The sequence below is a fragment of the Natronincola peptidivorans genome, assembly GCF_900111615.1.
In the GTDB taxonomy this organism is placed as follows: Bacteria; Bacillota; Clostridia; order Peptostreptococcales; family Natronincolaceae; genus Natronincola_A; species Natronincola_A peptidivorans.
Map to the genome: position 1 here is coordinate 1 of NZ_FOHU01000016.1, position 26,180 is coordinate 26,180.

The window sequence follows — 26,180 nt, forward strand, 5'->3', positions numbered from 1 at the left end:
TTACTATAACTTTCTTCGTCCTCACAAGCTTCATGAGTGGAAGCGTCCTTTAAACGAAGTCGATATGCTGACAAATGCCGATAATATGCCGGGCAAATGGCAGCTACTGATCTACTTAGGGCAACAAACCATCCTCTCACAACAAAACCAACCTTCCCCTTAAATGTGCCTTTGCACTTTTGCTAAACTTCATCGTTTCACCATCAATGCTGTGGGTTCCAGAGCATTATTTGTGGTATCATCAATCTATTTTTTTGATGTTTTCTTCTTTTAAGAAGGTACTCCCCCCACAAATCATGTTGTAAAATTTTGTTTCTTAGTTTTCATAACCTACTTTACACTATCTTTACTTTAGTTTTTAAGATGTTTTTTTAGAATTATTTATCTTTTAAGCAGCAATTTCCTAATTCATTAGCTCTGCTGCTAAAAAATAAATAATTAGTGATGAAAAACATTTTAATTTTCTATTTTTTCGTTGTATAATAGAAGGTATCTAAAGATATTCAGATAATAATCTTTATAAATAACTAATGTTTATTATATCCCTAGGAGGAATTGTTATGCATTCTTTAATCCATGCAATATCCTTAGATCCTTCCAAATGCACTGGATGTACTAATTGTATAAAACGATGTCCAACAGAAGCAATTCGTGTAAAGGATGGTAAGGCAAAAATCATAGATAGTAAGTGTATTAACTGTGGAAATTGCATTAATATTTGTCCTTTTAATGCCTTTAGTGGTGTTACCCATGATTTAGAATATATCTTTCGCTATCCCTATAGAATTGCATTAATCGATCCAGTATTATATGGTCAGTTTCATGAAGAAGTTACACCTCCACAAATAATTGCCAGTATAAAAAAATATGGTTTTCATGATGTGTACGAGGTATCTCATGGTAGTAATCTTATCACCAACTATACTAAAGAGCACATCTCGGCCTCTGAGAAATTTCCTATTATATCTTCATCATGTCCAGCTATCATAAGATTAATACAGCTTCGCTTTCATGCTTTGATTAAACATATTTTACCTATTGATTCACCTGTTGAAATAGCTGCTGCTAAGGCTCGAAAAAAAGCTATTGAAACATTAAATATTCCTAAAGAAGAGATAGGTATATTTTATATTTCACCATGTACTGCACGTATATTCAGCTTTAAGATGCCTATTGGCACAAAAGCCACCCACGTCAATGGCGCCATCTCAATAAAATCAATGTTTCTAATGATCAGTAAAAATTTGCAGGAGGCCAACGACGATACAGACAATTTATATCCTATTGGTAAGGGAATAGATTGGGCCAGGGTGGAAGGCCAAAGCAAAGCTTTAGGCATCAAAGAATATCTTGCTATTGATGGTATTGAAAACGTTATGAATGTTTTAGAGGAGATTGAAAATCAAAAAATTCAGGGCTTAAGCTTTTTAGAGTGTCAGGCCTGTACCAATGGTTGTGTAGGAGGCAGTTTAACAGTAGAAAATTCTTTTGTAGCTAGGAATCGTATAAGACGATTAGCAGAAACCCAATCTGCCTATACACCAGATCTGCTTGATATGACTGCGGAAGACTTTTTATTTACTGAAAAAATTCATCCTTTGTACTCTATTAAGCTAGATTCAGATCTTTCTAAAGCTATAGAAAAGCTAAGTCTGATCGAAGAGGTTGTAAAAACCTTGCCACAAATAGATTGTGGTGCATGTGGTTCTCCATCCTGTCGTGCATTGGCAGAGGATATTATTTTAGGTTATGCTAGTGAAGATGATTGTATAGTGAACTTAAAAAAGCAATTTCGTCAAAAAACATAAATAGAAGGTTAGTAAAAATCTTTTTTTACTAACCTTCTATTATTTTTTGCTTTACATATTTTTGTAATCCAACAGAGTAGCTACAAATTCCTTTGGTATAAAGGATATCGTTAATGCTTTTGATGAATAGCCCTCCTCACCGCCAATAAAGATAATATTGTTATCTAAGGGTATTAACACTTTGTCAAAGCGCACCACTTGTTTTCTACCATCAATCATCAATTGGTTATGGGTGGTTTTCTCGTATATTAGCTCTAACGCATAGCCTGTGGTTTTAATTTTTTCTTCATCCGGTATGATTCTGACAGATTTCATGATTCCCATGGGCTCTGTATCAGCAATCGTTTTGTTAATAAAGGAAAGTATAATATCATATTTTTCAGTATTCTTCTGAATATTTACAATGTCTCCTCTGTAGTATAAATTAATTTCTTCTGGCACATCAATGTATGTATACGTTCTATTATTTATTTGTGAACACCCAGTAAGAAATAGTGTGGTGATGAAAATAAGCAAAAATAATTTCTTCATTTTTCTATACCCCTTTAATTTTTCTAATAATTTCTATATACCCATTTTATTCTATTCAAATAGTTAGACGATTATTATCGTAAAAAGTTTCATTAAATCTTTTTTTTATTAAAACTTTTTCTGCTTTTTTGTTGAATCAAAAAAGGACAAAAACTTTGTTTATATTTTTGTCCTTTGCTAATCATTATTCTATATTTGCTATTTCAACAAAAGCCCCTGATACTGTCTTTAGCAAATCCTCAGGCCTTATCTTGATTTGACAACCTCTCATGCCTGCACTAATCATAATGCTATCGAATCGTAATGCACTATCATCAATATAGGTTGGGTAGCTTTTTTTCATGCCTATAGGCGATACGCCGCCTCGGATATAGCCTGTCAGCTGCTGCACTTCCTTTAAAGGAACTAGCTCTACTTTTTTATCTCTGCTGATACCAGCTATTTTTTTTAAGTTTAGTTCAGCCCCTCCAGGTATGCAGGCCACCATGACTCCAGTTTTATCCCCTCTAGCTACTAGGGTTTTGAATACTCTTTCTAAAGGTACTCCTGCTTTCTTTGCTGCATGATCTGCACTTAAATCTGTTTCATCTACTTCATATTCTAATAATTCATAGGATATCTTATGTTTATCCAAAATTCTTACTGCGTTGGTTTTTTTCATTTGTTTCTACTCCTTCTAGCTAATTCTAGCTAAAAAAATAATAATTTTTTTTAAAATTTATATAGTTATCTCAATACGATTGCCCTCAGGGTCTAACACACAACTCTCATAATACCCATCTCCTGTATATCTAGGTTCACTTATAACCTTATAACCTGCATTTCTCAGTCTTTCCGTCAGACTGCCTACCTTCTCCTTGCTGCCAACAGAAAAAGCAATGTGGATAAGACCGATATACTGTTCTTCTACATCATTTGTATTTGCAGGAATTGTTGGCATCTCCATAATTTCAAGCCGTGCTCCTGATGCAAAGCTAATAAAGTAGGAAGTAAAATTTTTCTTTGTGTTTACGTACTTATTCCCAGCGATTCCCTCAAAATATTCTACATAGAACTGCTTTAAACCTTCAAGGTCTTTTGTCCACAAAGCTATATGCTCAATTTTAATGGTAATCCCTCTCTTTCTTAAAAGATTTTATATAAAAATCATGCCTTTATTTTCTTCAATAACCATGCCATATTTTCTCCTAGTTTCTCCATGGTCAAAAAGCCTTCTTCATCAGATTCTACATCCCCTATGTCTTTTCCGATCCCCATATTCCAATAGATTGATCCGGGGATGATCATTTCATTGATTAGGTAAAAGTTATTGATGGCTTGAAATACATTCAACGCTCCAGCCCTTCGAACAGATACAACTGCTGCACCAACTTTTCTTTTCAACAAATTATTGTTCCCCTTTGCTACATAACCAGCCCGATCTATTAAAGCCTTAGCTTCAGCTGTTAAGGTTGCAAAATAAGTGGGAGAGCCTATTATGATACCATCAGCTTCTAACATTTTCTCAATACAATCATTGACTATATCTGTTTCAATGACACATCGTTTATCTAAGTTTTTTCTGCATTGCATACATGCTGTACAGCCTCTTATGGTTTGCCCGGCTAGGTTCACCAACTCACATTGGATACCTTCTTCTTCTAGCTTTTTAAAAGCATGTTTAATAAGAATCTCTGTATTTCCATCCTTACGAGGACTTCCATTAAATGCTACTACCTTCATGATTATCTCCTCCTATGTGAAAATTTTTAATGATTTCTATGATGCTATCGTCTTCCTACCATTTTTCATAATGGATTATTTCCTCCAGCTTTTTTCTAGGGCGGGCTTCTGGTGCTTCATCAGGATAACCTACAGTAAGGATAGCAACGACATATTTATCAGCTGGAATCTTTAGTATTGGCCTTATTTCTTCTTGAATAAACCAAGCAACCCAACAGGTTCCCAAAGCTAAGTTTTCGGCTTCAAGTACTATGTGTTGAGTAGCAATAGCTGTATCTCGAATAATCTGCTTTAGATCTTTTTGCGGACTTTTTTCATAGATAAATAATCCACCATCCTCCTTCACCCTAGCCCGGATATCTGCTACACAAACAATAAAGACAGGAGCTGATGTCATCCACTTTTGATTATGAGATACCTCCGCCAATTCTCGTTTAGTAGATTCTGATTTCACTATAATGAAATGCCAGGGCTGAGTATTATGACCAGATGGAGCCAGTCTTGCACTTTCGATTAATTGTATAATTTTTTCATCCTCAACTGGTTTATCTTTATATTTTCTAATGCTCCTACGAGTTTTAATCTCATTCATCATCATGTATTCCCCTCCATCTTTATTTTTTTGGTATAGTTTCATCCTATTTTTTTCAGCATGATATTATTACTATACTTTTCTCCATTAAATCCTATAGTCCTTTAAATTATCATGGGTGTACAAATAAAATATCCTATTTTTGAAACAGACTTTATATAAAAGCATCAAAAAAATAAAAAAAACCAGAAAAATCATGATTTACCATCGTAGGGAAATCCCCCTGTGGCCTTCCGCATTAGGGTTAGTATTTGTCAGCATGGAACGACACACAGGAGACCACAGGTCTCCCCTACAATTGCATATTGTCAATGTGTAGGGGCGGTCTTTGACCGCCTGATAATGACGCACTTTTCATCTATAACATCTGAGAATGCAAGGAATAACACCTACTATCCCACCATATTTAAAAACCATTTTAAGCTAAAATATCATCATTTTGTTGGGTATGTTCATTCAACAAACCCTTTAATATATCGATTTTTTCTTTGTTATCAACTTCCCACTTAACTATTTTATCCTTCTTGCTAAAAACAGATTTTTTATTAGTAGTCACTTCCATTATCTCTTCAGTCTTTATAGTAAAATACTTTATATCCTGCCATTTTAATACGCTGAAATTAGCATATATACCTTTTTCTCTAATTTCTCCATTTCTAAATAGCGAGTAAATAAATAATAGCTTGTAGGCAATAGCTTGAATATCTCTAATAATCAATATTAGATAAGTTGTATCATAGCTTCTGAAGTAAGAAGTTAGATAATAATGGGTAGTAGATCCCATACTAAAAACCATTATGGATACAACGATAAGTATTCCTAAGCTTTGAAATATAGTAAAAACCCTATATTCTAATCTACCCAACTGTTTTCTAATATAAATGGAGTGAATTAGCATAGACAAAAGTATGAATAGTACTATAAACCCCTCAGTAAATAATATCTCCTCCATATCCTACCTCCTAGTAAAATACTGCTAATAAATTTAATAATATTACAGATAATTTATCTAATTCGTCTTAAATAGATATTGTGAAATACAAATAGTATTTTATTATTACAATGTAAGACAAGTGTAAATCAGTTCTTTAGTTATTTATCGCATTAATCTGACTACTAAAGCAAGAGCACATACAACAATTGCAATAACATTTAAAAATGAAGAACTTCCCTTTCTTCTTACCATGATTACATTTAACAAAATAGCTGTGCTCAATATAATTATCGTGAAAATATTTTGCATAGAATCTCCATCCCCTTTTTAAGTTCAAAATAATTTACAAATCAATAGCTAAGTATACCTATTTTGTTGCATAGTTTTCATCCGATACCTAACAATATACTTCTATACCCTTATCAATAATCCCTTTATTGAAATTTGAGTATTGCCTTTGTTATATATTACCTATATCAAATTTTTGCACTAATTTTCACTGGCACTTTTCATCTGTTTTTGCATGGGAAAAAACAGTGGTTATTCTATCTTTAAAACTGCTATAATTATATACTACTTAAACACAACAACCTTTCCATTAACAGTTACATAATCAACCTCTGAAACCTCTAAAGGCATTGTGGTGATAAACTTTATCCTTGCCTCTTTATTCTCTCTACAAGCTACGACTGAATCAAATGTCTTGATGCTACCATCAAGCATATAGACCTCAATGGTTATATTATCTAAATTAATCTCTTCAGCAATACCTGCTATTGTTACCCCTAAAGGTGATACAGAAATATAATTAGCTGTCCATGTATCAAACTCAATAAAGGATTCAGCTTTCTTTTCCTCTACAACCGATTCCATGACGAAGGAGGTTCTCCAGTTTCCTTTCACATACTTACCATTGGTTACGAAATATCCCTTTAGCTGTACTCCATCTAAATCAAGATTTTCTACATCATAGATATATTCAACATATCTTCTACCAAATTTTGTTTTTCCCCTTCTGTCTATATCAAAATAAAGATTTGAATTATCAGTTTCTAGTCTATTTCCTAAAGCATCTACAAGGTAGAAAAAACCATGATCATCTATGGAATCTTCCCTCCATTTGGTTTGAATGTGAAGACGTCCATCTATATACCCTATATTGGAAATATGCATGAAATCTATCCCTGGTAAAAATCGCTCCATTTCATCTGTTTTTAAAAGATTGATTGTTTTTATTCCTTGTTCTTTCAATTCTGGCAGTAACATTCCACCGCCTCCTGCACCATCTAGATTGAAGGGTATAGTTTTTGCAATGGTTACATTCTTCACCTCCAAAGGATTGATGGATGTATCAACTGCATCAAACCACTCTTTATGGCTAAGGAAGGAAGCTATGCTGAATTGTACCCTCTTACCATTTAATTCTTTACCACCATTACCCTGTATTCTTATAGTGGCAATATTACTTTCTTTATCATAATCTACCACTTCATGGGTAAAGGCCCTTGCTCCACGAATTGAATAGTCATAGAGATCCAAGCTTTCATCAATTCTATCTCCCGTTAAATCCTGCATGGTTACATAAACAACCGCCATTTCATCATCATTGATGGCACCGATTACTTCCATTCTAATTCCTTGATCCTCACTGGTGGCATTGATGGGCTGAAGCATCGATGCAATTTCAGGACTAATCACATATAAGATATTGTTTACTGCTGGAATATTGGTTGCGGCAACACCGATGGATAGCATGAAACAGAATACAGCTGCTAAAGTAATTGTAACCACTTTTTTATAGTTCATTGAAGATTTTGATGGTTGAATTTCACTTTTTATATTGGCCATTATATCATGCTGGGGGGTATGAATGCTATTTAAAGCATTTTGGATAATTCTTTCATCAGAATCATACTTCATTATCTTTCCTCCAATCTTGAATAATAGGAATTATTTTCTTTTAAGATTTTTGCTAGCTTTGTCTTAGCTCTTTGGTAACGCTTCCGTAATGTAATGGTTGGAACCTGATAAATGTCTTCTAAATCCGCATAGCTTTTTTCATCTATTGCCCTGCTAAATACTAAGGCACGATCCTCCGGCGATAGACTAGAAAGTGCTGCCTTTAAGTCTTCTGCTATAAAATCACAGCCTTGATCTTCTTCTTTATTTTGTTTTTTAGGAATAAAGAATAGCCTTTTTCTCTTCCTCACCATATCAATAGAAGTCCTGTACGCAATCCGGTAGAGCCATGAGGAAAGGGAGGTTCCCTTTTTAAAGCTTTTTCTTTTGTTATAGGCCTTAATAAAGGTGACCTGTACAGCATCCTGAGCCTCTGTATAATCACACAGGATATTATGACAATACCTTAGAAGGGGCTGGCCATATCGTTCTATAGCACAACGTAATGCCTCTTCTTCGCCTGTGACGAAGCTATTATCTAGATCATACTCATTCATAACTTAGCTCCCTTCTTCATTGACACTTTCATTGAAAATCGATTTTCACCCTTATAACGTAATCACTTTTGATTTTGTGACACTTTTTCCTCTTTTTTTATTGCATCATTGAATTGTCAAGATAAAAATGAAGCATAAAGTTGCCTAGCTAGCAAGCTTATGCTTCGTATTAATAAGATAATGCTTAATAGTTAACTTCAAAACTTGTTTTTGAAGTTGAACAAAGTTTTATAAATCCACATAAAGGGATTAATTATTAGAAAGATTATAAGTTTAATAATTGCTTCCACGATCGCCATCAAAATAATCTCAAATATCCATGAAAACATAACATCACCTTAATTCCACTTTATTATAATTATAAGCAAAGAAGTGTACATATATAAATGGTTAATTTAGGTGGAATATAAGCTATGTCGTATAATTCATCTAACTTCATCTTATATAAAAAAGGAGTATTAAACTGTTAATTATTTGCAACTATTTTTAACGCTTTCAGCCAAAACAATAAATACATTTTTAGTCCAATTAAAATATAATTTACAAAGCTACTTTACCAGACATCCCATTTCCTCAGCATCAATAGCACTATTTATTGTTCATTGAATTTAAATCTGGTATATAGCTGAAATCCTAGGTTGATTAAAGCAGCATAAAGGTTGAGGGTTAGGATGTACCAAATCTCATCATAAGGCTCACTAACATAAACAAGTGCATGATCGTTCATCAATCCATATATAACGGTTACTAGGATTGCAGACGTCTGACAGAAGCTTCCAAATCCTAATAGATGAAATCTACTTCTCCTATTGCTATAGAGGAACTTTCCAATCATAGAAATAATCAATATGGTGAAAATGGCATATATATTAAATATATTCATACTATCAATTCCTTTACATGAAGATGTTTGTTCTATTTAAAATGGTTTCCTTCATTACATCCCTATTGTTTGCGTTTTTTTCTTTTAAATGTCCGTATGCCCATAATCCCACTAGCAGCAAGGAATAATACAACTGCCCCTAATACAAGGGGGGTAAGATAGCCAAAGCTGCTATATAAACTTCCTGCAGCCATATCCAATAATGTAATCTCCTCATTTTCATAGAAGGTAAATGATAGATCCTCTTCTGGCAAATCAGCTAAACTGGCGGTATATAGGTTATTGTCTCCTTTAACTAATTCAATATTACTATCAACAATATACGGTGCCTCCTTAGGCGGCATAATGGTAATGCCTAGGTTCTTAAAGTCACTCCAGTTTTTAGCAGGGTTTAAAATATAGTCAAATGTATATAGAGGCTTTGCCGTTTGCCTTCTATCCATGGTTCCTGATGCTCTATAGCTTACACTTACTTCTTTTTCATCCTTCTCGGAAAAATCAACAGTATAAACAAGGGTAAAGACCCTCATATAATACTCCTGCCCCTTGAGATCATGCTCAGAAATATAACCCATATTCCGTGTAAAATGGTTATCTAAAGATTTGGCATAGAGGTTATATAATTGGGTCTCAGATATCATAGGATGCTTTTGTTCTAGAGAATGATTATGGGTATACTCCATCAAGTATTTTCTTAATTCCACCTCTTCTGTAGAGATATGATAAGTGAATAGGTCAGTCTTCTTCTTTAACTCTCCATCTATATAACCATTGATGCTAAGATCAATATCTTCCCCTAAAACAAAAATTTCTAGAACCTGGGGTTGTCTGCACCAGGAGGCGATCCTTGTTTCATGATCTTTTCGTTCATATCGATTGAAGCCATATGTAATTATTTTGGTTTCTTCAAAATCAAAGCTGAAATCAACAGCAAAATTTATCTCTTGGTCAGTAGTAGGCTTTACTTCTATTAAATAAAGCTTCCCCTTTTCATTTTCTTTAAAGCTTTTTGCTTCATAGGGTTCATTTGTAATGGTCTTTATAATATTGGCAAAATCAAAGCTGGCTTCTTTTTCCTCCTGCCGAGAATTGCCATAGCTGTTCACCACATCTCCTATATATAGTTCATAGGGTAAGATATCATCGTCAGCAGTTATGGTGATTTCCTCCAATAAAGAGTTATCCAGTCTTCCTATGAAAGGAAAGGCCATTTTTACTGATAAATGTTCATCTGTTGGATTAACCATCTGATAGGTTGCAGTAACCCTCCCACCTATTGTATAGGAAAAATCATCACTATCAGAAAAATCGAAAATGAGCTCTTCACTTTGCACCTCAATAGAAGAATTCTCATCAATCAGCATGATATCCGAAGCTGGATACCCCTGCCAAAAAACAGGTCCTGAATTGGCATAACCTATACTAGAAACCAACAAGAAAATGACCATCACAAATACTATACCCACCCTTAGCTTTTTCATCATATCACCTTTCACAAAAAATATTTTAAAAGATACTATTAAAATCTCATTATATAAATAAAGACGAATAAATCCTAAATATGTTTCAGGCTTAATGGTTTTATATGCTATGGCGATACCTGTATAGGCATAGCATATAAAACCATTATACAGTTTTCCTCATGTTTTGTTAACTGATTTCTAGTACCTTGCTCAAAGGCGTAAGCGGACCACTAGAACTGTCCCCTTAATTCATCCTCTTAAACCAAGTATTTTCAATGGATGTATAGTTGTTTCATTGATTATACTATTGAGTTGTGCACTTACCAATAATTAATCATTGCTTACTTTATGTAAACCTGTTAGTTTTATATGGAGTGATTTAATTTATATCAGGAGAGGAGATTTCATTTGAAATCAAAAAAAATTCATGTAATTATGTCTATCTTATTAATTTTCACCTTAGGCATGGTCCCTTTAGTAGTACATGGAAATTCTACTAGCTGGCCAACCCATGGTGGAGGAACAAATTCACACTTTTCACCCATCACAATTCAGGGGAACTTGTTCGTCGAACACAATACAATTGTGGCAGGAAATATGCCTAGAGCTATTGAGGGCGATACATTATATGCCACTCATTTAAGTCAGCCTGGGCAGTTTTATGCAATAGATTTAAAGAGTAACACCATTCAATGGGAGTTTGTTACTGACGATTCTAAGGAAATTATCAGGGTAGTAACTGCTGGAGATATGGTTTATATTTCAACAGTAAATAAAATCTATGCCCTAGAAAATCGAGGTCATCAATATACAGTTAGATGGATGATTGCTTCATCCACTAATGAAGAATTTGGAGAACTGGCGGTGGATGGAGATAAGGTTTTTTATGGTTCCTATGATGATTTTACTAGATATCCTCTAAAGAACAATAGAATTATTGCAGTAGACTACATGACTGGTGAAAATAAATGGTCTTACTCCTTAGGAGATCACACTCCAGTTCCAAATCGCTTAACAGTTGGGAATGGAAAAATCTTTTTCTTTATTAACAATCAGATGACCATGACAACAAACCTATATGCAATTGATCAAAAAACCTCATTTGTTCAATGGGTAGCACCAATTCATCCTAATCTCTCTCCATCTTCAGGATATCCAGTTTATGAAAATGGAATGGTATTCTTGGATGTATCTCCATCAGGCGGCAAAAATTCTGTAAGAGCATTTAATGCTGAAACTGGAAGACTTGTTTGGGAATATCAGCTGGAAAATCGTTTTTCATTTTCAAATAATATTGGCGTAGTAAGTGTCAGCAATAGTTCTGTCAACTTTTTAGATAACCGAGGTAATCTAATTTCCTTAAATATCTATACTGGCAGAGAAAATTGGAAGACACTGTATGCAGATGCTATCAATAGTACACAGATTGCCATAAGCAGAACTCCTGTGTTATTAACCAATAACTTGGTTATTTTAGAAAACAGTCAAAAAATTAAAATCTATGATATTCATACGGGAGAAAAGCTTCAGGAGCTTCCTTATGGTAATAGGGGCTATATGCCAATGATGATTGTAGGAAATCGTCTTATTATAGCTGACAAAGCTGGTATTCAGACTCTTAATTTTATAGGCCAACAGGAAAACCCTAAGGATGTAATTCCTGAAGATCCCAAGGTATATGATACCTACTATGTTCAAAGGGGTGATACCCTAAGTAAGATTGCAGCAAGGTTTCATACAACAGCTGATTATCTAGCTATGGTTAATAAAATAGCTGACCCTAATATGATTTATATTGGACAGCCTTTAAAGGTGCCATCAACACCAGTACAGCCCGTTTCACCATCACCATCGGTGCCTACACCAGCAACAATTGAATATGTTGTTAAGGCTGGGGATACTCTCGCAAAAATTGCTGCAAGCCAACAGGTAACTGTAGAGGCGATTGTTAGTCTAAATGGGATTACGAATCCCAATATGATTTATGTTGGACAAGTTTTAATGATTCCTACAAAATCTGGAGAGCCTATTTCACCAGCACCATCGGTGCCTGTACCAACAACAATTGAATATGTTGTTAAGGCTGGAGACACTCTCTCAAAGATTGCTGCAGCACATCAGGTAAGTCTGCAGGAGATTGCTGATTTAAATGGAATTACCAATCAAAATATGATCTATGTAGGACAAAAAATTCTTATTCCATCAAAGGAAACTATTCAAACCAAAACCCATACTGTTGTAGCGGGAGAAAGCATTTGGACGATTTCACAGCTTTATGGTGTTACAATGGATTCCATTATTAAGAACAATAATATTGCAAATGCTAATCAACTATATGTTGGACAACAGTTAATTATTAAGTAATCTTAAAGGCACCTCTACCGGGAGGTGTCTCTAATTATAAATGGATATATAAATGATTCAAGCCTGCCCCTTTCTCATACTATTGAATCGCCTACATAAATATAGACGTAAAAATCATACATTTGTTTCATGGATTGTAGCAGCTACTACTTTTTAAAATATTCGCTTCTCAGCATAGAATATATGATTTGATCCATGTAGCCTCTTTCTGATTTATAGCTCTGCCTTAAGACGCCCTCACGCTTCAGCCCAAGATTTTCATAAAGCTGAATACCTATCCTATTATGAGGATATACATCCAACCAAAAACGGTTCATATTCATCTCTTCAAATGCGTATTTTAATAATGCTGTCATAGCTTCCCTTCCATAGCCTAATCCTTTATGAGAAACAATAATTCTTCGTAATTCAAAGACTTCAGATTTGAAATCTACTCTGATTAAGGCATACCCTACAATGAAATAATCTTCTCTTCGCCTAAATACAAAAACCAAATGGCTTTCATCTTCAATCTCAGCCTTATGCTCCTCATATGTACCAATCCACACGAAATCCCGATTGTCCTTATGGCTTTCCAAATCAATAATGCTTTCAATATCGTCTTCTGTTGCATCCATTATATAAAGCCCCTTCGTTTCAATCATCTCTATATCTCCTATCTCTACTATAGTTTATTTTCAAAGCAATCTGCTCTTTACTATAACCGAACCTGATCCGCTTCTAATCCATAAAGGAAAGTAAGCAGGAGCATTTCCATCACTTTAGAATACAAAGCTTCATAGGTATCAGTACTTTTGATGTTCTCTCCATGAGTTCGAAGCTTTTCTCGATAAGATTCTTCTAACAGGAGAATTTCTTCCAGTAATAGGAGAAATTCCTGAATCCGCTGCAATTCATTGGTGGTAAGAGACTCTTGATCCTCCAAAGCATCTGAGACCCATTGGGCAGAATTGGAAATTCCAATAAGAATAGAAGAAGCACCCTTCTTATTGCCCCTGTCCAGCCCAACATGATTATTCGCCATCTGGAACATTCTATCTGATTGTATCTTAAGGTCATGAGGATCTAAAGTATCCTCCTGATTGAAATAATCATTGATGTGGTTTTGGTATCGATGAAGTTCATCGAAAAAACTGACATAAATACGATCTCTGACCCATGTGGTGCTCCACTGATAATTCTGTATTGTAGAGCGGGCTTGCATATTAAGCATAATAGATACAAAAAAGAAGAAAGCAAGGATAATAGCTAGTTCTCTTTGGTGTCTTTTCATCCATTGAAGAAAAGGATCTTGGGTGTTTTTTATAGAAGAAGGATTATCGGAAGAACTATCTTGATCTCTTAAAAGTGCATCCGCACTAATCTCAAAAAGATCACAAAGAAGAAGGATCTTTTGTATCTCTGGAGTGGATTGCCCGGATTCCCATTTGGAGATGGACTGTCGGGATACATGTAATCTCTCTGCCAAATCTTCTTGGGAGAGGCCCTGTTTTTTTCGAAGGGTACGTAGTTTATCGCCAAGCTGCATATAATCATCCTCTCTGTATTAAAATCATCTTAAAGGTTAATTATCATTATACCTGACAACCAATATAAATCCTACCAACTTTGATGTATATCTTGGGCAACTGGCGGTTGCTATGTAGTAAAAAGATTTAGTTTTTTAAAAGCTAGATAATTTATACGCTACATCAAACTATCCTTAATATTGAATATGCCGAGATAAACAGCCCTATAGCCAAGTAAATATAAGCTTTTTTATTTTTTTTCATTATTCCTTCATCAATTCCAAATGAGAAGATTATTAGACCTAAAAATGCATTTCCTATGTAATAATAGGTCTCTCTAGCTCTATCCATGAAGTATAATATTATAAAAGTAATACAAATTAATGAAATAACTATCCTGCTTATAATGACCAGTTTTGCTTTCTTGTTTTTAGCATTCATATGATCTCCACCCCCTGTTTTATGTTGTTGATCTAATTCGTATTAAAAAGATGATGTGCCATTAATCAGGCGGTCAAAGACCGCCCCTACAATATACGATACCACACAACAGATAGGGGCACCACGCACCATGTAGGAGCGACCTGCGGTCGCCCGAATATGTAATATATTACGCATGATCCATCTAAGACGAAATAAATAAGAAGTATGTAACAGATTATTATCAAAAGGAGGAGCATCATGGTTAGAGACAGAAGATTTAACTGATAGATGGGAAGTACTGGATCAAAAGTACAAAGGTGGTGATGATCCATTACTTCCTCTTTAAGTCCCTCAGCTACTTGGACTAGCTTATCCATATATTAAATAAAATCCTAATCATTACCTGAGTGTTGTAAAAACCACTTGCTTGCAGCCTCACATATTTCCTCTGAATGCCAAATAAAAGACAGGTGAGCGTCGTCTATTACATGAATTTTCTTAGGTTCCTTTAACCAGTTATAGTATTTTTCCATATATGACATTGGAAAATATCGATCATGCTTCGGTGCAAATACTAACACTGGACAAGATGGCTTTTCCTTGAGGTTACTAGTATCAGAGATGAAAATTTTTAGTAATGTATGTAAAACGCTAATATTGATGTCCATAATACCTTTCTTCGTTACTTCCTTGTACCACTGATTTTCTTTATCTGCATTTTTTCCGCTAAATTTATTGGGTTTCATTTTTATGTTTAAATTTGGGATTACTTTTTTTATAACAGGTGTTACTAAATAGATTGCTTTTCCAACAATAGGGTTTATCATGGGGGAGATATCCTTATGTATCGCCAATCCAAATTGAGCAAAGCTCTTTAAGGAATTATCTCCAGATATGTAGTGTTGTGCTAAAATTCCACCTGTACCAGTTCCTCCAAACAAGTGAATAACATCATTATACTCCCTTTTTATGTATTCAACACAAGCATCAATATCTTCGCCAATTGTCTTTATATCAAAATCCTTAACCGCACCTTCACTTTTCCCTATTCCTGATAGATCAAGGGCAAATACATTAAGGCCATATTTGCTTAAGTGATAATAACACTCTTTTAATTCCACAACAGAAGCTATAGGTGTTTGTATATAAATAACATTAGGCGCTTTTTTATCCTTCTCAAAAATATTTACAAATATTTTTTTCCCATCCTGCTTCTCGATAAAAATATTTTTTTCAATCATCTAGCAGTTCCCCCTTTGGTTTATTTAATGATTCTTTTAGTGAGTTATTAGAACATTGTTAACCTGGTTAACAATGTGATAAATGATTATTCCTGATTTTGTCCAAACTCTATTAAAGACAACAGTACTTCTTCAAAGTTCTTCAATTTTTCATCGGAGATACTATCAAATTTCTGAAAAATTTCCTTTTTAAATTTAATATGATCCTCAATGTGCCCATAAAATGCCTTTTTCCCCTTCTCAGTTAATCCAAACAATACCTCCTTCTTATTATTGGGTGCTTTATATCTATGTACTGCCCCCTTTTTTTCTAGCTTGTTTAATACCTTTGAAGTAGCACTTTTTGAAATGCCATGCCAGTCTGCAATCTCAGTAACATTCATTTCTGCATTTTTTCCGATAGCATGTATTGTATGTATTTCCAAGCTATAGTAAAGCTCATCTGTTCCAAAGCTTTTAGGTTTACGTTCATACTCATTATAAACATTAATAAACTTCAGACTTTTTTCAAGGATATCGGCATATTGAGCATATTTAGTTGTTAGCATTTCATTTAATTTTTCTCTATCCATATAAGTATTGTAAACCTGGTTAACAATATTGTCAACAGAAATCTTTACTGTTTTTGGTAAAAATGCTCTAAAAATATAGTGCTTTATTTTGATAATTGTATCAGTTCTTGTTACAATTGACATATAGGTATTAGTACATACGATGTAAGACACAGAAAAATCATTATTTACCATCATAGGTAAAGCCCCCTATGGCCTTCCGCATTAGGATTGGTATTTATCAGCATGGAACAACACAGGGGTTGTTCCCTACAAAATTGTTATTTCACATCATATTTTTTGACGAATTAGATGCATTATCCATAAAGAAGCTTGAGTGGAGGTAAGGTATATGCAGGTTAAAAAACCACTTTGGAATTTGGATATAATTTTTGTTGCATTGAGTATTTCAATTATAAATATAGGATTGACATCATTTATTCAAGACAAGCTTAATGAAAACATTATTGGAAAACTTTTAACTGATGCTGTCATTATTATAATAGCAGGGTTTATAGGCAAATACTTAATATCAAAAATTGGTTTCCCTTTATGGTGGAATAGAGATGCTAGTATATCTTTAAGAAGGCAATTGGTTACCCTTATTACTCTAGGCTTAGCCATAATTATTCCCAATACTTTGATGTATTATTTAAACCAAGATTTGATATCAACTGTTCCCTGGCTTGATTTCTCAAATTATAAAGAAGTCATTTTACTTTCACTGAGGGCTGGATTGCATGAAGAAATACTTTTTAGACTCTTCATTTTTACCATAGTGACATACTTAGCAAATATAGTAATTGTTTCGGCAAAGAAATCTGTGATAGTGGGTATAATTATATCGTCATTTTTATTTGGATTAATGCATGGAGGTATTAATACTTTTGCTATTATCTATGGAGCAATACTGGCACATGTTTATTATAAAAATGGATTAATACCAGCAATAATAATCCATTTTCTTGCTGATGCTATCCCTTGGACTTTACTTTATGTGTTAAATAAATAATTTTGATGATTACCTTGAAAAATCATTATTTACCATTGCCGGGCATGCCCCTGTGGCCTTACGCATTAGGATTTGTATTTATGCTGTTAAAAGCATACACATATCGTACATCAATAAGCTGCTGCCCCATGATTTCTAAAACATATTCATCATTGTTGCATCCCATCCCATTTTTTTCATAGAAGCCTCTTGCCCGTTGATTATCCTTTAGTACCCATAAGAAGATGCTTTCATAACCCGATTCTTTTAAATCTGCTAACGCAGAATGCAATAGCTTATTACCATAATCCTTCCCGAAATATTCTGGCAACAAATAAAGAGAAACAATCTCTCCCCAATCTGGCAGAGACTTATCCCTAGATTTTCCATATGCAACACAGCCAATTGCCTTACCCTTTTCAACTAAAATCTGTGTAGTTAAAACATTATCTTTTATCCAAGCTACAAATGCTGCTTCCCAGTAATCCTCTTTGAGCTCATCTAAGAAGGCTTGAGGGATGATCCCTCTATATGCAAACTTCCAGCTTAAAGCATGAATACGACTAATATCATTAACATCCTCAATCGTTGCTTTTCTTATCTTCATCTTTGCTTTCCTCCATAATACATCCTCTATATAATCGTTTACCGCTGTCAGCTAAGCCTCTGTTATATGCCACCCTTTGACTATGTATTCACTACCTCCACTAATGGGATTTCCTAATACTTGATTAGACCTTCAGATAATGTATAGAGTTATATACAAAACAAATAATAAAAATGACATTAATATCTTATCCATAGAAATGAGTAGGTTTAAAATTCAGTAAAACGTTTATTTCTTAATCAACACAGTATTATAAAATAATACAAATTCGTTTAAACAGGAGGTTTCATGAAAATACATGATGATCTAACCTACTATATAAAAAAACAAGCTTTAGATGCAGGAGCATTGTTGGCCGGCTTTACAAAAATAAGAAGAGTTGAACCAGTAATTATACTTGGTTTCTCTTTCACAGATACTTGGTTTTTTAAACATCCTCTAAGTATTTCAAAGCTACTGGGCAAAACTTCTGCTACAAGCATACATGTTCAGGATGTAATCGCTAAGACTTTAAAGTCTCAGGGTTATAAAGCTGAATATAAAACCATTTGGTCATTATATGGTGATTTCCGTCCTCTTGCTGTTTCGGCTGGACTCGGGGACTGGGGCAGAAACGGTATTATCGTAAATAAAGAGCATGGAGCAGGTCTTCTTTTTGCTGCCATTTTTACTGATGCACCTCTAGAAATAACTTCTCCTAAAGCTAGACCAACACAAGATCACCAACAGCATTGTATAGATTGCCAGCAATGTATCAGTTCATGTCCAGCAAAAGCTTTTGAAAACAATAAATTCCATACCTTTCGCTGCCTTCCTTATGCTATTAAAGGATGTTCTGAATGTTTGAAGATATGTAAAGGAAGATTATCATAAAGAATAGCAGTTGCCATGACTATTTAATCACAATTACTTCTCCATCACTTACTAAATTCTTATCACTGGAACAACCCCAAAGAAATAACAAAAATATAATTACTACAAAAGCTATCAACCGTTGCATAAGATGTAAGGGGCAGAAAAATCGTTCTTTACCATCGTAGGGAAGGCCCCCTGTGGCCTTCCGAATTATGGTTTATATTTGTCAGCATGGAACGACACACAGGAGACCACAGGTCTCCCCTACAATTGCATATTGTCATTGTGTAGAGGCGGTCTTTGACCGCCTGTTAATGACGGATTTTACATCTGCAAAGTAACCACCACAATCTCCGGTCTGTTAAAGATTCTAACAGGAATTATACTATTACCAAGGCCTCTACTGACAATCATGGTTGATTGCTTTTGTATATGGACACCACTTGTGTACTTAGGAAACAGTCCTTGTTCTGGTGCTACTAGTCCTCCAATAAAAGGGATTCTAAATTGCCCTCCATGGGCATGCCCTGAAAAAATGATGTCTATATTTTCATCTGCATATAGGTCAAAAAGCTCTGGTCTATGGGAAAGTAAAATTTGAAAAACTGAATCATCTGCTAGGCCTGCCAGATGCTCTTCTAATTTAGATGTGTTCGTGCTTTCCATATAGCTAGATGTCAAAAAATCTGGATCCGATAAGCCTAATATCTCTATCATTGCCCCGTCTTTTATCAAGTTAACTTTAGTATCATCAAGTATCTGTACATCACTGTTTTGCAGTCTCTGGCTAATATTTTCATATTCACCAGACCATGCTTCGTGATTTCCTGAAACATAGTAGATAGGAGCAATTTTCATTGCACCATCTATAAATTCCATTGCAGTTTCAAGGTCATACTTTCTTCTGTCAATCAAGTCCCCTGTGACAACAATGATGTCAGGAGAAGCTGCTTCAACCTTCTTTAATAAACCTTCCTGATTTTTTCCAAACTTTTTATTATGTAGATCCGAAATATGAACAATCCTGTATCCATTGAATTCATTCGGTATTTTAGTATTACTGTAATCAATCTTGGTTGTAGTTATAGCATTATTCTGCCATACAAAAAATAAAGATAGGATTAAAACAATAATAGCTGCAGTAAGGAGGATTCTAGTTTTCTTATATTTTTTACCCATGTTTCACTTCCTTAGATAGTATATAGCCTTTAGGCATCGTCGAAATTCTGCAGTCTTACATAGATTTTATATTAGCTTCATACCAGTCAACTTCTATAATATTTTCTCTACCCTCTTTATAATGACGGATTAAATAAATATTTGTTTCAACCTAGGAGATATTCCATTCTCCTTTAAGTAATTCCTTCCCACCCTTCATTAAATTTTTCTTTCTTTTTTCTATTGGTTTTGCATTGATTTTTGCTACAGTTTTATGTTGCTAAAAAGATATTATGATTGCTTCCTCTCATATAGCCCCACTGCTATGCCATATAATATTAATGCTATTGCAAAAGCAGTGAATCTAATAACTCCTGTATTTTTATCAAGGAAATTTAAAACCTTTGTTACCACCTGATAAATTATAATCCCCATTATGAACGGCATAAATCGTTTAATTTTATCTAGTTTAAACATAATATCGCTCCTTATGATGTCAATTTTATTAAATTCTTCAATGAAGGCACTAGTCTTTAAGGTAGTTTTTTTACATCTAATTCGTCTCAAAAATAAAAAACACAGTAAAAACATTATTTGCCATCGTAGGGAAGGCCCCCTGTGGCCTTCCGCATTAGGATTTGTATTTATCACCATGGAACGACACAGAGGTCGTTCCCTACAAAATCATTATTGAACATAATCCATCTTGTACATGATAATAACTTTCTACATAATGATGCTAAGGTCCTCTTAAATCATACTATTTCTATTATATTATAGATAAACTAAATAACTATCTATCCGCTTTAATCCTCACCCCATTAGATAGGTACCAAGAAAATGTATTATAACTTAAGTTTTGCAGCAAAACTCCAAAAAAGAAATAACCACCGACAAAATAAGTGGTTATTTCTTTTTTAATACCATTGACAATTCTTTAAGATATTTTCCCTTCAATTGTCATGTTCTTAAATTTAGGTGAATTATATACAGCTTTTAACAAAATCAATAGGAAACATGGTTCTCTCAGCTGTCTCTTCAACGGATAACCCCTGCTTTAGGAAGCGCTTTACAACGATTTCCATGCTTTCAGCCACCTCAATTATATGCATATCAGGATCAAAGAAGCGTACCACCCGTTGTCCCCAGCTATACTCCTTCACATGATGGAGATATTTAATGTCAGCATATTTTCCCAGATGCTCTATAAAGCTATCTAAATCCTCTTCTTCAAAGTACAACTGGAAATTTTTTGGGCATTGGAGCATTTCATTTTTGTCAAAACCAACTAGCTCAGCATAGCCTTCTTGAAGAGAAAACATCCCTTCAAATCCAACATGAGGACCTATATCAAAAACTATTTTTTGCTTTAACACCTCAATGTAAAACTTTTTAGATGCCTCAATGTCTTTTACCGCAAGTAATGGACCACCAAATTTCATTATATTTCTCCCCTTTACTAAAAATTGTACTTTTAGTATATATCAAAGATACTGCTATTCATTGTAAAATTCGGACATGTTTTCATAAACTCCTTAGGTGACTTGCCGCATATGGACTTAAAGGTATGAATAAAATGTGCTTGATCGTAAAACCCTGATACTTGTCCTATATCAGTATATGAGCAATCCCCACCACTCATCTCCAGTAATACATTTTGAATCCTAATAATATTTGATACAGTTTTTAAGCTGGCCCCCAGATAATCATTGGCAATACGATTTAAATGTCTCTGACTATAGCGCTGTATTTCTGCCAATTCCTTCACAGATAAACAGCCTTTGCTTCCTTTTATACTCTCTAATACTGAAAGCAACACTTGTGGATAAGGTCTTTTTTGTATATAGGATAGCAAAACCCTATTCACTCTATCAATAAAATCATTCAGATTTTTAGCACCTTCAAAGACATCTAAAATAAGTGAGTGTAATTGACTATTTATTTGGGTTAACGGTATTTGTCTATTCGCTAAATCAGATTGATTTATACCGGTTAAAAAATAAAGTCCACCAGGTAGAAATTCTATAAATAACTGCATTGGGTGATCATTTAAATCATTCTTTACGATAGATGTTTTTGTAGTTGTTCCCCATAGCAAGCTTGTGAATGCAGCACCATTAAAAGTGAATATCAAGCATCCACTTGCATCAGGAATCAAGGTTAAGGTATCCGAAGCAACACCCCTGCTTTCAAAAGTGATTGTATACTTTGCAACATACCTCTTTAAAGCCTCACATGGGGCAACAAATATTTGATTTTCAGTTCCCAACCTGCCATGTAGTACTTTATCTATAAGTTTCTCTCTCATTGCTATGCACTACCGTCTTGCCTTACCAGAAATATGTTCAATCTTTATTCTTATTACTTTACTAGCTTTACCTCTCTTTTGAATATGCTCTTTTCCTTCTTCAATATAATCTGGTGAATACTTATTTAGTATTTCTAAAAGAACCATATTCTTTTCATCATCAGGAACTTCCATTGCCCTTCCAAATACAATTACGCTCTGATATTTTGTACTAAATTTATCAGGCAAAACTTCAGCTTCCCCTACTACACAAAAAGATACTTTATCATTGTTCTTTATATTATCTAATTTATGTCCTTCTACGGCACAATGAAAATATATTGAACCATCAATGTAAATATGGTTTATGGGCACACCATAAGGAAATCCGTCTTCACTTACAGTTGACAGAACACCATAAAGGCTTTTATCTAAAATTTCTAAAGCTTCATCTTTTTGCAGTTCCCTATCTTTTCTTCTCATTTCTCTAATCATGTTCATTCTCCTTATTTTTTCTAATTTTTCTTTTGGCTAATCCATACTCCATATTTGAACATAGCAATAAGAGCGGCCACTGTACCTACTATAATAGTGAAATCTCCATATTTTAAGCCTATTATGAATAATCCAACTACACCTAGGATTAGTCCAGCATATAGCAATTTCTCTGGTATAAACTGATTAATAATCTCTACTATCTTCATAATTATTTCAGCTCCTTTAACTATTTTTATACAAGCTTTATATATATTTTACACTTGCTTATATGCTGCTTTTTTTCTTAATGTCAAATACAACACTACGATTATGCAGGCAATAGCAGGAGATATAAATACATAAACTAAATCACTGGATAAACTAATAGTATTTTGATACAAGAGGCTTAGTGACTTTACCCATGGATTTAGATTTGAAGTGAAAAGATTTGGCAGGTTTCCTATAGCTACCATAGGGATCATTAATAATGCTATCCTCCAAAAATTATTTTGAACAAGCCTTTCACTGAGTGTAAAGTAATTTTCATTTCCTTCTTCCATAACGGTAGCTAGTGGTGCAAATTGATATTTTATTCCAAGGTATATAAGAGGTATTGCAAATATCAATAGTATTAAATACTTTAATAGCCTGGCTTCTATAGAAAGGAATATCCCTGATCCAATCAATGCTATGGGTAATATAATCAGTCCAAAAACAATACTTATTCCAATAAAAGAATAGACCCTCTCCTTCGCCCTTACAAATGCTTCCCTAAATGTGATGAACTTTCCACTGTAACAATTTGAAATGGAAATATACATTGTTACCTTCAACTTCATCTCAAAATAAAGTAACAGAAGACCTATTGGCAGAGCTATAGCGAGAGTTATGAAATATGACGTACTAGGTACAAAAATGGTCCTAGCATATAATAATACAGTTCTAATCACAGAGATGAGAAAACTAAGTAGTGATATTTTTAGTAAAAGCTTATAATTGTTCTTATATAGAGATAAACTTTCTCTAACGACTTCTACTATTTCCAATTTATAAATATTGGGGATCTTATTTTCCATGATTCTGCCTCCCTGTATACAGTTATATTATTTCCCTACGGTTGTTACATCACGTTAGACATAAGAATAAAAAAATACTCGTAAATTATTTTTAGCATTGAGTAATGAGATCCTCCTTTTAAGACCATTTAGAAAAATCCATAATCCACGCACCCTACACTTTTAAAAGTATATGCACCAATGATGTGATTTTTCCAGTCAAAAGAAAGTCATAGACTGAATAATATATTGCTCCAAAAACTATTGCAGCAATGACTAAGTTGAAGGCAATGCCGCCTAAGTCAAAAAGAGATTTTTTTGTTTTGAACAATATACGCCGATAATAGTATAAATGGCCTTAAAAAATCACATTGATATTTATACCCACTGTTTTGGATAAGAAGGTTTTTAAAATATAGTGCTTTATTTTGATAATTGTGTCAGTTCTTGTTACAATCGACATGTAGGTATTAGTATGTAAGACGAAAAAGACGCAGAAAAATCATTCTTTACTATCATAGGCACGCCCCTTGTTACGTTCCACATTAGGATTGGTATTTATCAGCATGGAACGACACAGAGGTCGCTCCCTACCAAATCGTTGCTTCACAGCGTCTTTATAAGATTTCCCGAAAAAATATATATCGGATAGGAGGAAATAATATGGAAAATTTTAGAGATATAGAAGCTATTCATCGCTTTGTAAAGGAAAATAAATACACTATGTTATACTTTTCTCTAAATAATTGTGGTGTATGCGAAGATTTATTACCTAAAATTAAAACCCTCTTGAAGCTATATCCCCAGATCAATTGTGGCAAAATAGAGGCTGATAAGTATCCAGAGACAAAGGGAGCTTTTAGTATATTCACTTTTCCATGTATACTTTTTTATATTGATGGTAAGGAACTAATACGTGAAGCTAGATTTATTAGTATCAACCAATTAGAAGAAAAGCTGAAAAGATATTTTATGCTATAGCTTTATGCATAGTTTGAAATGTGCACAAATTTAAATTGCAGTCTATCGAGGTCCTATTCCCATCACCTTGGAATTGGACTCAAAAGGATTGCCTTTTGACAGTGTTTGGCACCCAGTGATATCGACTATGTGAGATCTGAATTGCTGTCTTTTTCAATTAGAGTTCTTCTGACGAAGACCATTATAGTAAACAGTCCCCCCTGCTATTAAGGACATTAAAAGTGGAACTCCAGGAAAAGTACTTCGAGCAGCATTTTCTGTTAGTACTACCACCTTCAAAACATCAATATTTAGACCATAACCCAGCATTTGAATAATTAAGAAGGTTATAATATAAATATATAAAGGTTGATTATTAGTTGGTTTCCATTTAGAATCTTTATACTTTATGTCTTCAAACCTTATATAAATTTTTCCATATAGAATTGTCATAATTCCTAAGTGAATTAAGACATAGTATAAGACTCGCCCTATTGTATCAATGTAAAGCTGGGGGAAATAATAACTACCAATAGTACTAAATATCAACATACTAGCCCCTAAGATAAGTGATCCCTTTGCCAATAGCCTAAGTCTTCTTGGTAAATCTGTAATAACTACAAAAATTATACTCCCTACCAGTAACATAAAGGTTGACCCTAAAACAATTCCTTCTGTATTCATTTCTATCCATCCTCTCATAGAAGGACCCTATTTTATACTAAATCTATTGTAGATTGGGCTTTCATAAATATAATATAAGAAAAATACTAGCTGCATATGATTTTAAAAAGTATATAGCTACTATATTGTTATCCGATACCTTACATCCTTAGAACCAGTGGACGTTATAAGCCAACCTCTCTACAATATAGTTAGTACGCTATTTTTGTTCAATTTCAGTAACACATTCACTTTTAATCTTTTCAACCAGAAATTGTAGGGCATCAATAACATGTGGTCTGATGTCGCCCCCTATCAGCACATACATTATGTCGTCACCAAGTTCAAGCTGACCTTCATTAAGCCAAACCCTGACATGGAAGATACCCTCCATCTTATAGGTTTCAGCAATTGCAGCATCAACCTTTGCTGCATCATACGAGAATTCCATTCCCTTAACCATCGAACCATCATCAATTCCTTGGCGCACCTTGGCTTTGGGGGTTTGGCGTACAACGCCATTATGCACTAAAAACATCCCTTCCTGCAAAGCCGCCGGATCAGCCTTTGCTTCTTTGAGCCATTCATCGATTGATGGTGATTGTTTATTTATTTTCTCATTGTTCATAAATTAATACACTCCTTTTTTAT

Annotated in this window: 30 protein-coding genes; 5 read left to right on the plus strand and 25 right to left on the minus strand. The window is 34.1% G+C overall.

What is annotated here, in order from left to right:
• Nucleotides 1-560: 560 nt before the first annotated feature.
• Nucleotides 561-1,808, plus strand: coding sequence for a [Fe-Fe] hydrogenase large subunit C-terminal domain-containing protein (locus tag BMX10_RS14125; protein WP_170834834.1), 1,248 nt, complete (start codon nt 561-563; stop codon nt 1,806-1,808).
• Nucleotides 1,809-1,859: 51 nt separating this feature from the next.
• On the opposite strand, the gene BMX10_RS14130 is transcribed toward BMX10_RS14125, so the two are convergent.
• From BMX10_RS14130 to BMX10_RS14175, 10 genes are all read right to left on the minus strand, one after another.
• On the minus strand, nt 1,860-2,339 hold the full coding sequence (locus BMX10_RS14130; RefSeq protein WP_090445661.1) for a hypothetical protein: 480 nt from the start codon (nt 2,337-2,339) through the stop codon (nt 1,860-1,862).
• A gap of 184 nt (nt 2,340-2,523) precedes the next feature.
• A complete protein-coding gene (gene ybaK / locus BMX10_RS14135) occupies nt 2,524-3,000 on the minus strand; it encodes a Cys-tRNA(Pro) deacylase (protein WP_090445663.1) in 477 nt (158 codons plus the stop codon).
• A 57-nt stretch (nt 3,001-3,057) separates the two neighbouring features.
• Nucleotides 3,058-3,453, minus strand: coding sequence for a VOC family protein (locus BMX10_RS14140; protein WP_330387936.1), 396 nt, complete (start codon nt 3,451-3,453; stop codon nt 3,058-3,060).
• Nucleotides 3,454-3,485: 32 nt separating this feature from the next.
• Nucleotides 3,486-4,061 (minus strand): flavodoxin family protein, encoded by a 576-nt coding sequence (locus BMX10_RS14145; RefSeq protein ID WP_090445665.1) that lies wholly within the window; start codon nt 4,059-4,061, stop codon nt 3,486-3,488.
• A 55-nt stretch (nt 4,062-4,116) separates the two neighbouring features.
• Entirely contained in the window at nt 4,117-4,659 is a 543-nt protein-coding gene (locus BMX10_RS14150; RefSeq protein WP_330387933.1) for a nitroreductase family protein, read from the minus strand.
• 412 nt (nt 4,660-5,071) lie between these two features.
• Nucleotides 5,072-5,605 (minus strand): hypothetical protein, encoded by a 534-nt coding sequence (locus BMX10_RS14155; RefSeq protein ID WP_090445667.1) that lies wholly within the window; start codon nt 5,603-5,605, stop codon nt 5,072-5,074.
• Between the two features lie 555 nt (nt 5,606-6,160).
• Entirely contained in the window at nt 6,161-7,507 is a 1,347-nt protein-coding gene (locus tag BMX10_RS14160; protein WP_090445669.1) for a hypothetical protein, read from the minus strand.
• Nucleotides 7,507-8,043 (minus strand): RNA polymerase sigma factor, encoded by a 537-nt coding sequence (locus tag BMX10_RS14165; protein WP_090445671.1) that lies wholly within the window; start codon nt 8,041-8,043, stop codon nt 7,507-7,509. The genes BMX10_RS14160 and BMX10_RS14165 overlap by 1 nt, the downstream gene beginning before the upstream one ends.
• A gap of 592 nt (nt 8,044-8,635) precedes the next feature.
• Complete coding sequence (locus BMX10_RS14170; RefSeq protein WP_090445674.1) at nt 8,636-8,926, minus strand: hypothetical protein; 291 nt, start codon at nt 8,924-8,926, stop codon at nt 8,636-8,638.
• Between the two features lie 62 nt (nt 8,927-8,988).
• Entirely contained in the window at nt 8,989-10,407 is a 1,419-nt protein-coding gene (locus tag BMX10_RS14175) for a hypothetical protein (RefSeq protein ID WP_090445676.1), read from the minus strand.
• 390 nt (nt 10,408-10,797) lie between these two features.
• Between BMX10_RS14175 and BMX10_RS14180 the strand changes: the two genes are divergently transcribed.
• Nucleotides 10,798-12,753, plus strand: coding sequence for a LysM peptidoglycan-binding domain-containing protein (locus tag BMX10_RS14180; RefSeq protein ID WP_090445679.1), 1,956 nt, complete (start codon nt 10,798-10,800; stop codon nt 12,751-12,753).
• A 146-nt stretch (nt 12,754-12,899) separates the two neighbouring features.
• Here BMX10_RS14180 and BMX10_RS14185 read toward each other — a convergent pair whose 3' ends face one another.
• The 5 genes from BMX10_RS14185 to BMX10_RS14205 form a co-directional block, all read right to left on the minus strand.
• Nucleotides 12,900-13,397, minus strand: a complete 498-nt coding sequence (locus BMX10_RS14185) for a GNAT family N-acetyltransferase (protein ID WP_090445681.1) — start codon at nt 13,395-13,397, stop codon at nt 12,900-12,902.
• Between the two features lie 53 nt (nt 13,398-13,450).
• Nucleotides 13,451-14,281 carry a helix-turn-helix domain-containing protein gene (locus BMX10_RS14190; protein WP_090445683.1) on the minus strand — a complete coding sequence of 277 codons (831 nt, stop codon included), beginning with the start codon at nt 14,279-14,281 and terminating at the stop codon, nt 13,451-13,453.
• A 163-nt stretch (nt 14,282-14,444) separates the two neighbouring features.
• On the minus strand, nt 14,445-14,702 hold the full coding sequence (locus BMX10_RS14195; protein ID WP_090445685.1) for a hypothetical protein: 258 nt from the start codon (nt 14,700-14,702) through the stop codon (nt 14,445-14,447).
• Between the two features lie 374 nt (nt 14,703-15,076).
• A complete protein-coding gene (locus BMX10_RS14200) occupies nt 15,077-15,925 on the minus strand; it encodes an alpha/beta hydrolase (protein WP_090445687.1) in 849 nt (282 codons plus the stop codon).
• A gap of 86 nt (nt 15,926-16,011) precedes the next feature.
• Nucleotides 16,012-16,674: a MarR family transcriptional regulator gene (locus BMX10_RS14205; protein WP_090445689.1), complete on the minus strand. Its 663-nt coding sequence runs from the start codon at nt 16,672-16,674 to the stop codon at nt 16,012-16,014.
• 154 nt (nt 16,675-16,828) lie between these two features.
• Between BMX10_RS14205 and BMX10_RS14210 the strand changes: the two genes are divergently transcribed.
• Nucleotides 16,829-17,488: a CPBP family intramembrane glutamic endopeptidase gene (locus tag BMX10_RS14210; protein WP_090445691.1), complete on the plus strand. Its 660-nt coding sequence runs from the start codon at nt 16,829-16,831 to the stop codon at nt 17,486-17,488.
• Between the two features lie 58 nt (nt 17,489-17,546).
• Here the strand turns inward: BMX10_RS14210 and BMX10_RS14215 are convergent, their stop codons facing one another.
• Complete coding sequence (locus BMX10_RS14215) at nt 17,547-18,074, minus strand: GNAT family N-acetyltransferase (protein ID WP_090445694.1); 528 nt, start codon at nt 18,072-18,074, stop codon at nt 17,547-17,549.
• A gap of 288 nt (nt 18,075-18,362) precedes the next feature.
• Between BMX10_RS14215 and BMX10_RS14220 the strand changes: the two genes are divergently transcribed.
• Entirely contained in the window at nt 18,363-18,947 is a 585-nt protein-coding gene (locus BMX10_RS14220) for a 4Fe-4S ferredoxin (protein WP_090445697.1), read from the plus strand.
• 306 nt (nt 18,948-19,253) lie between these two features.
• Here the strand turns inward: BMX10_RS14220 and BMX10_RS14225 are convergent, their stop codons facing one another.
• From BMX10_RS14225 to BMX10_RS14255, 7 genes are all read right to left on the minus strand, one after another.
• Complete coding sequence (locus tag BMX10_RS14225) at nt 19,254-20,108, minus strand: metallophosphoesterase (RefSeq protein WP_090445700.1); 855 nt, start codon at nt 20,106-20,108, stop codon at nt 19,254-19,256.
• 270 nt (nt 20,109-20,378) lie between these two features.
• Nucleotides 20,379-20,564, minus strand: a complete 186-nt coding sequence (locus tag BMX10_RS17790; RefSeq protein WP_139176462.1) for a hypothetical protein — start codon at nt 20,562-20,564, stop codon at nt 20,379-20,381.
• A 506-nt stretch (nt 20,565-21,070) separates the two neighbouring features.
• Nucleotides 21,071-21,529: a VOC family protein gene (locus tag BMX10_RS14235; protein WP_090445706.1), complete on the minus strand. Its 459-nt coding sequence runs from the start codon at nt 21,527-21,529 to the stop codon at nt 21,071-21,073.
• A gap of 32 nt (nt 21,530-21,561) precedes the next feature.
• Nucleotides 21,562-22,395: a helix-turn-helix transcriptional regulator gene (locus BMX10_RS14240; protein ID WP_090445708.1), complete on the minus strand. Its 834-nt coding sequence runs from the start codon at nt 22,393-22,395 to the stop codon at nt 21,562-21,564.
• Nucleotides 22,396-22,404: 9 nt separating this feature from the next.
• The gene (locus BMX10_RS14245) at nt 22,405-22,869 is read right to left on the minus strand and encodes a pyridoxamine 5'-phosphate oxidase family protein (protein WP_090445711.1); all 465 of its coding nucleotides are present in this window, start codon (nt 22,867-22,869) and stop codon (nt 22,405-22,407) included.
• Between the two features lie 20 nt (nt 22,870-22,889).
• Complete coding sequence (locus BMX10_RS14250; RefSeq protein ID WP_090445714.1) at nt 22,890-23,078, minus strand: hypothetical protein; 189 nt, start codon at nt 23,076-23,078, stop codon at nt 22,890-22,892.
• A gap of 48 nt (nt 23,079-23,126) precedes the next feature.
• On the minus strand, nt 23,127-23,927 hold the full coding sequence (locus BMX10_RS14255) for a hypothetical protein (RefSeq protein ID WP_090445717.1): 801 nt from the start codon (nt 23,925-23,927) through the stop codon (nt 23,127-23,129).
• Nucleotides 23,928-24,569: 642 nt separating this feature from the next.
• On the opposite strand from BMX10_RS14255, the gene BMX10_RS14260 reads away from it, so the two are divergent.
• Nucleotides 24,570-24,887, plus strand: a complete 318-nt coding sequence (locus BMX10_RS14260) for a thioredoxin family protein (RefSeq protein ID WP_090445720.1) — start codon at nt 24,570-24,572, stop codon at nt 24,885-24,887.
• A gap of 153 nt (nt 24,888-25,040) precedes the next feature.
• Here BMX10_RS14260 and BMX10_RS14265 read toward each other — a convergent pair whose 3' ends face one another.
• Nucleotides 25,041-25,550 (minus strand): hypothetical protein, encoded by a 510-nt coding sequence (locus BMX10_RS14265; RefSeq protein ID WP_090445723.1) that lies wholly within the window; start codon nt 25,548-25,550, stop codon nt 25,041-25,043.
• Between the two features lie 199 nt (nt 25,551-25,749).
• Complete coding sequence (locus tag BMX10_RS14270; RefSeq protein ID WP_090445726.1) at nt 25,750-26,157, minus strand: molybdenum cofactor biosynthesis protein MoaE; 408 nt, start codon at nt 26,155-26,157, stop codon at nt 25,750-25,752.
• Between the last annotated feature and the right edge of the window lie 23 nt (nt 26,158-26,180).

Bases quoted from the DNA above. Each gene is read 5' to 3' on its own strand.
- BMX10_RS14125 (WP_170834834.1), top strand. From the start codon at position 561: ATGCATTCTTTAATCCATGCAATATCCTTAGATCCTTCCAAATGCACT.
- BMX10_RS14130 (WP_090445661.1), bottom strand. From the start codon at position 2,339: ATGAAGAAATTATTTTTGCTTATTTTCATCACCACACTATTTCTTACT.
- ybaK (WP_090445663.1), bottom strand. From the start codon at position 3,000: ATGAAAAAAACCAACGCAGTAAGAATTTTGGATAAACATAAGATATCC.
- BMX10_RS14145 (WP_090445665.1), bottom strand. From the start codon at position 4,061: ATGAAGGTAGTAGCATTTAATGGAAGTCCTCGTAAGGATGGAAATACA.
- BMX10_RS14150 (WP_330387933.1), bottom strand. From the start codon at position 4,659: ATGATGATGAATGAGATTAAAACTCGTAGGAGCATTAGAAAATATAAA.
- BMX10_RS14155 (WP_090445667.1), bottom strand. From the start codon at position 5,605: ATGGAGGAGATATTATTTACTGAGGGGTTTATAGTACTATTCATACTT.
- BMX10_RS14160 (WP_090445669.1), bottom strand. From the start codon at position 7,507: ATGAAGTATGATTCTGATGAAAGAATTATCCAAAATGCTTTAAATAGC.
- BMX10_RS14165 (WP_090445671.1), bottom strand. From the start codon at position 8,043: ATGAATGAGTATGATCTAGATAATAGCTTCGTCACAGGCGAAGAAGAG.
- BMX10_RS14170 (WP_090445674.1), bottom strand. From the start codon at position 8,926: ATGAATATATTTAATATATATGCCATTTTCACCATATTGATTATTTCT.
- BMX10_RS14175 (WP_090445676.1), bottom strand. From the start codon at position 10,407: ATGAAAAAGCTAAGGGTGGGTATAGTATTTGTGATGGTCATTTTCTTG.
- BMX10_RS14185 (WP_090445681.1), bottom strand. From the start codon at position 13,397: ATGATTGAAACGAAGGGGCTTTATATAATGGATGCAACAGAAGACGAT.
- BMX10_RS14190 (WP_090445683.1), bottom strand. From the start codon at position 14,281: ATGCAGCTTGGCGATAAACTACGTACCCTTCGAAAAAAACAGGGCCTC.
- BMX10_RS14195 (WP_090445685.1), bottom strand. From the start codon at position 14,702: ATGAATGCTAAAAACAAGAAAGCAAAACTGGTCATTATAAGCAGGATA.
- BMX10_RS14200 (WP_090445687.1), bottom strand. From the start codon at position 15,925: ATGATTGAAAAAAATATTTTTATCGAGAAGCAGGATGGGAAAAAAATA.
- BMX10_RS14205 (WP_090445689.1), bottom strand. From the start codon at position 16,674: ATGATGGTAAATAATGATTTTTCTGTGTCTTACATCGTATGTACTAAT.
- BMX10_RS14210 (WP_090445691.1), top strand. From the start codon at position 16,829: ATGCAGGTTAAAAAACCACTTTGGAATTTGGATATAATTTTTGTTGCA.
- BMX10_RS14215 (WP_090445694.1), bottom strand. From the start codon at position 18,074: ATGAAGATAAGAAAAGCAACGATTGAGGATGTTAATGATATTAGTCGT.
- BMX10_RS14220 (WP_090445697.1), top strand. From the start codon at position 18,363: ATGAAAATACATGATGATCTAACCTACTATATAAAAAAACAAGCTTTA.
- BMX10_RS14225 (WP_090445700.1), bottom strand. From the start codon at position 20,108: ATGGGTAAAAAATATAAGAAAACTAGAATCCTCCTTACTGCAGCTATT.
- BMX10_RS17790 (WP_139176462.1), bottom strand. From the start codon at position 20,564: ATGTTTAAACTAGATAAAATTAAACGATTTATGCCGTTCATAATGGGG.
- BMX10_RS14235 (WP_090445706.1), bottom strand. From the start codon at position 21,529: ATGAAATTTGGTGGTCCATTACTTGCGGTAAAAGACATTGAGGCATCT.
- BMX10_RS14240 (WP_090445708.1), bottom strand. From the start codon at position 22,395: ATGAGAGAGAAACTTATAGATAAAGTACTACATGGCAGGTTGGGAACT.
- BMX10_RS14245 (WP_090445711.1), bottom strand. From the start codon at position 22,869: ATGATTAGAGAAATGAGAAGAAAAGATAGGGAACTGCAAAAAGATGAA.
- BMX10_RS14250 (WP_090445714.1), bottom strand. From the start codon at position 23,078: ATGAAGATAGTAGAGATTATTAATCAGTTTATACCAGAGAAATTGCTA.
- BMX10_RS14255 (WP_090445717.1), bottom strand. From the start codon at position 23,927: ATGGAAAATAAGATCCCCAATATTTATAAATTGGAAATAGTAGAAGTC.
- BMX10_RS14260 (WP_090445720.1), top strand. From the start codon at position 24,570: ATGGAAAATTTTAGAGATATAGAAGCTATTCATCGCTTTGTAAAGGAA.
- BMX10_RS14265 (WP_090445723.1), bottom strand. From the start codon at position 25,550: ATGAATACAGAAGGAATTGTTTTAGGGTCAACCTTTATGTTACTGGTA.
- BMX10_RS14270 (WP_090445726.1), bottom strand. From the start codon at position 26,157: ATGAACAATGAGAAAATAAATAAACAATCACCATCAATCGATGAATGG.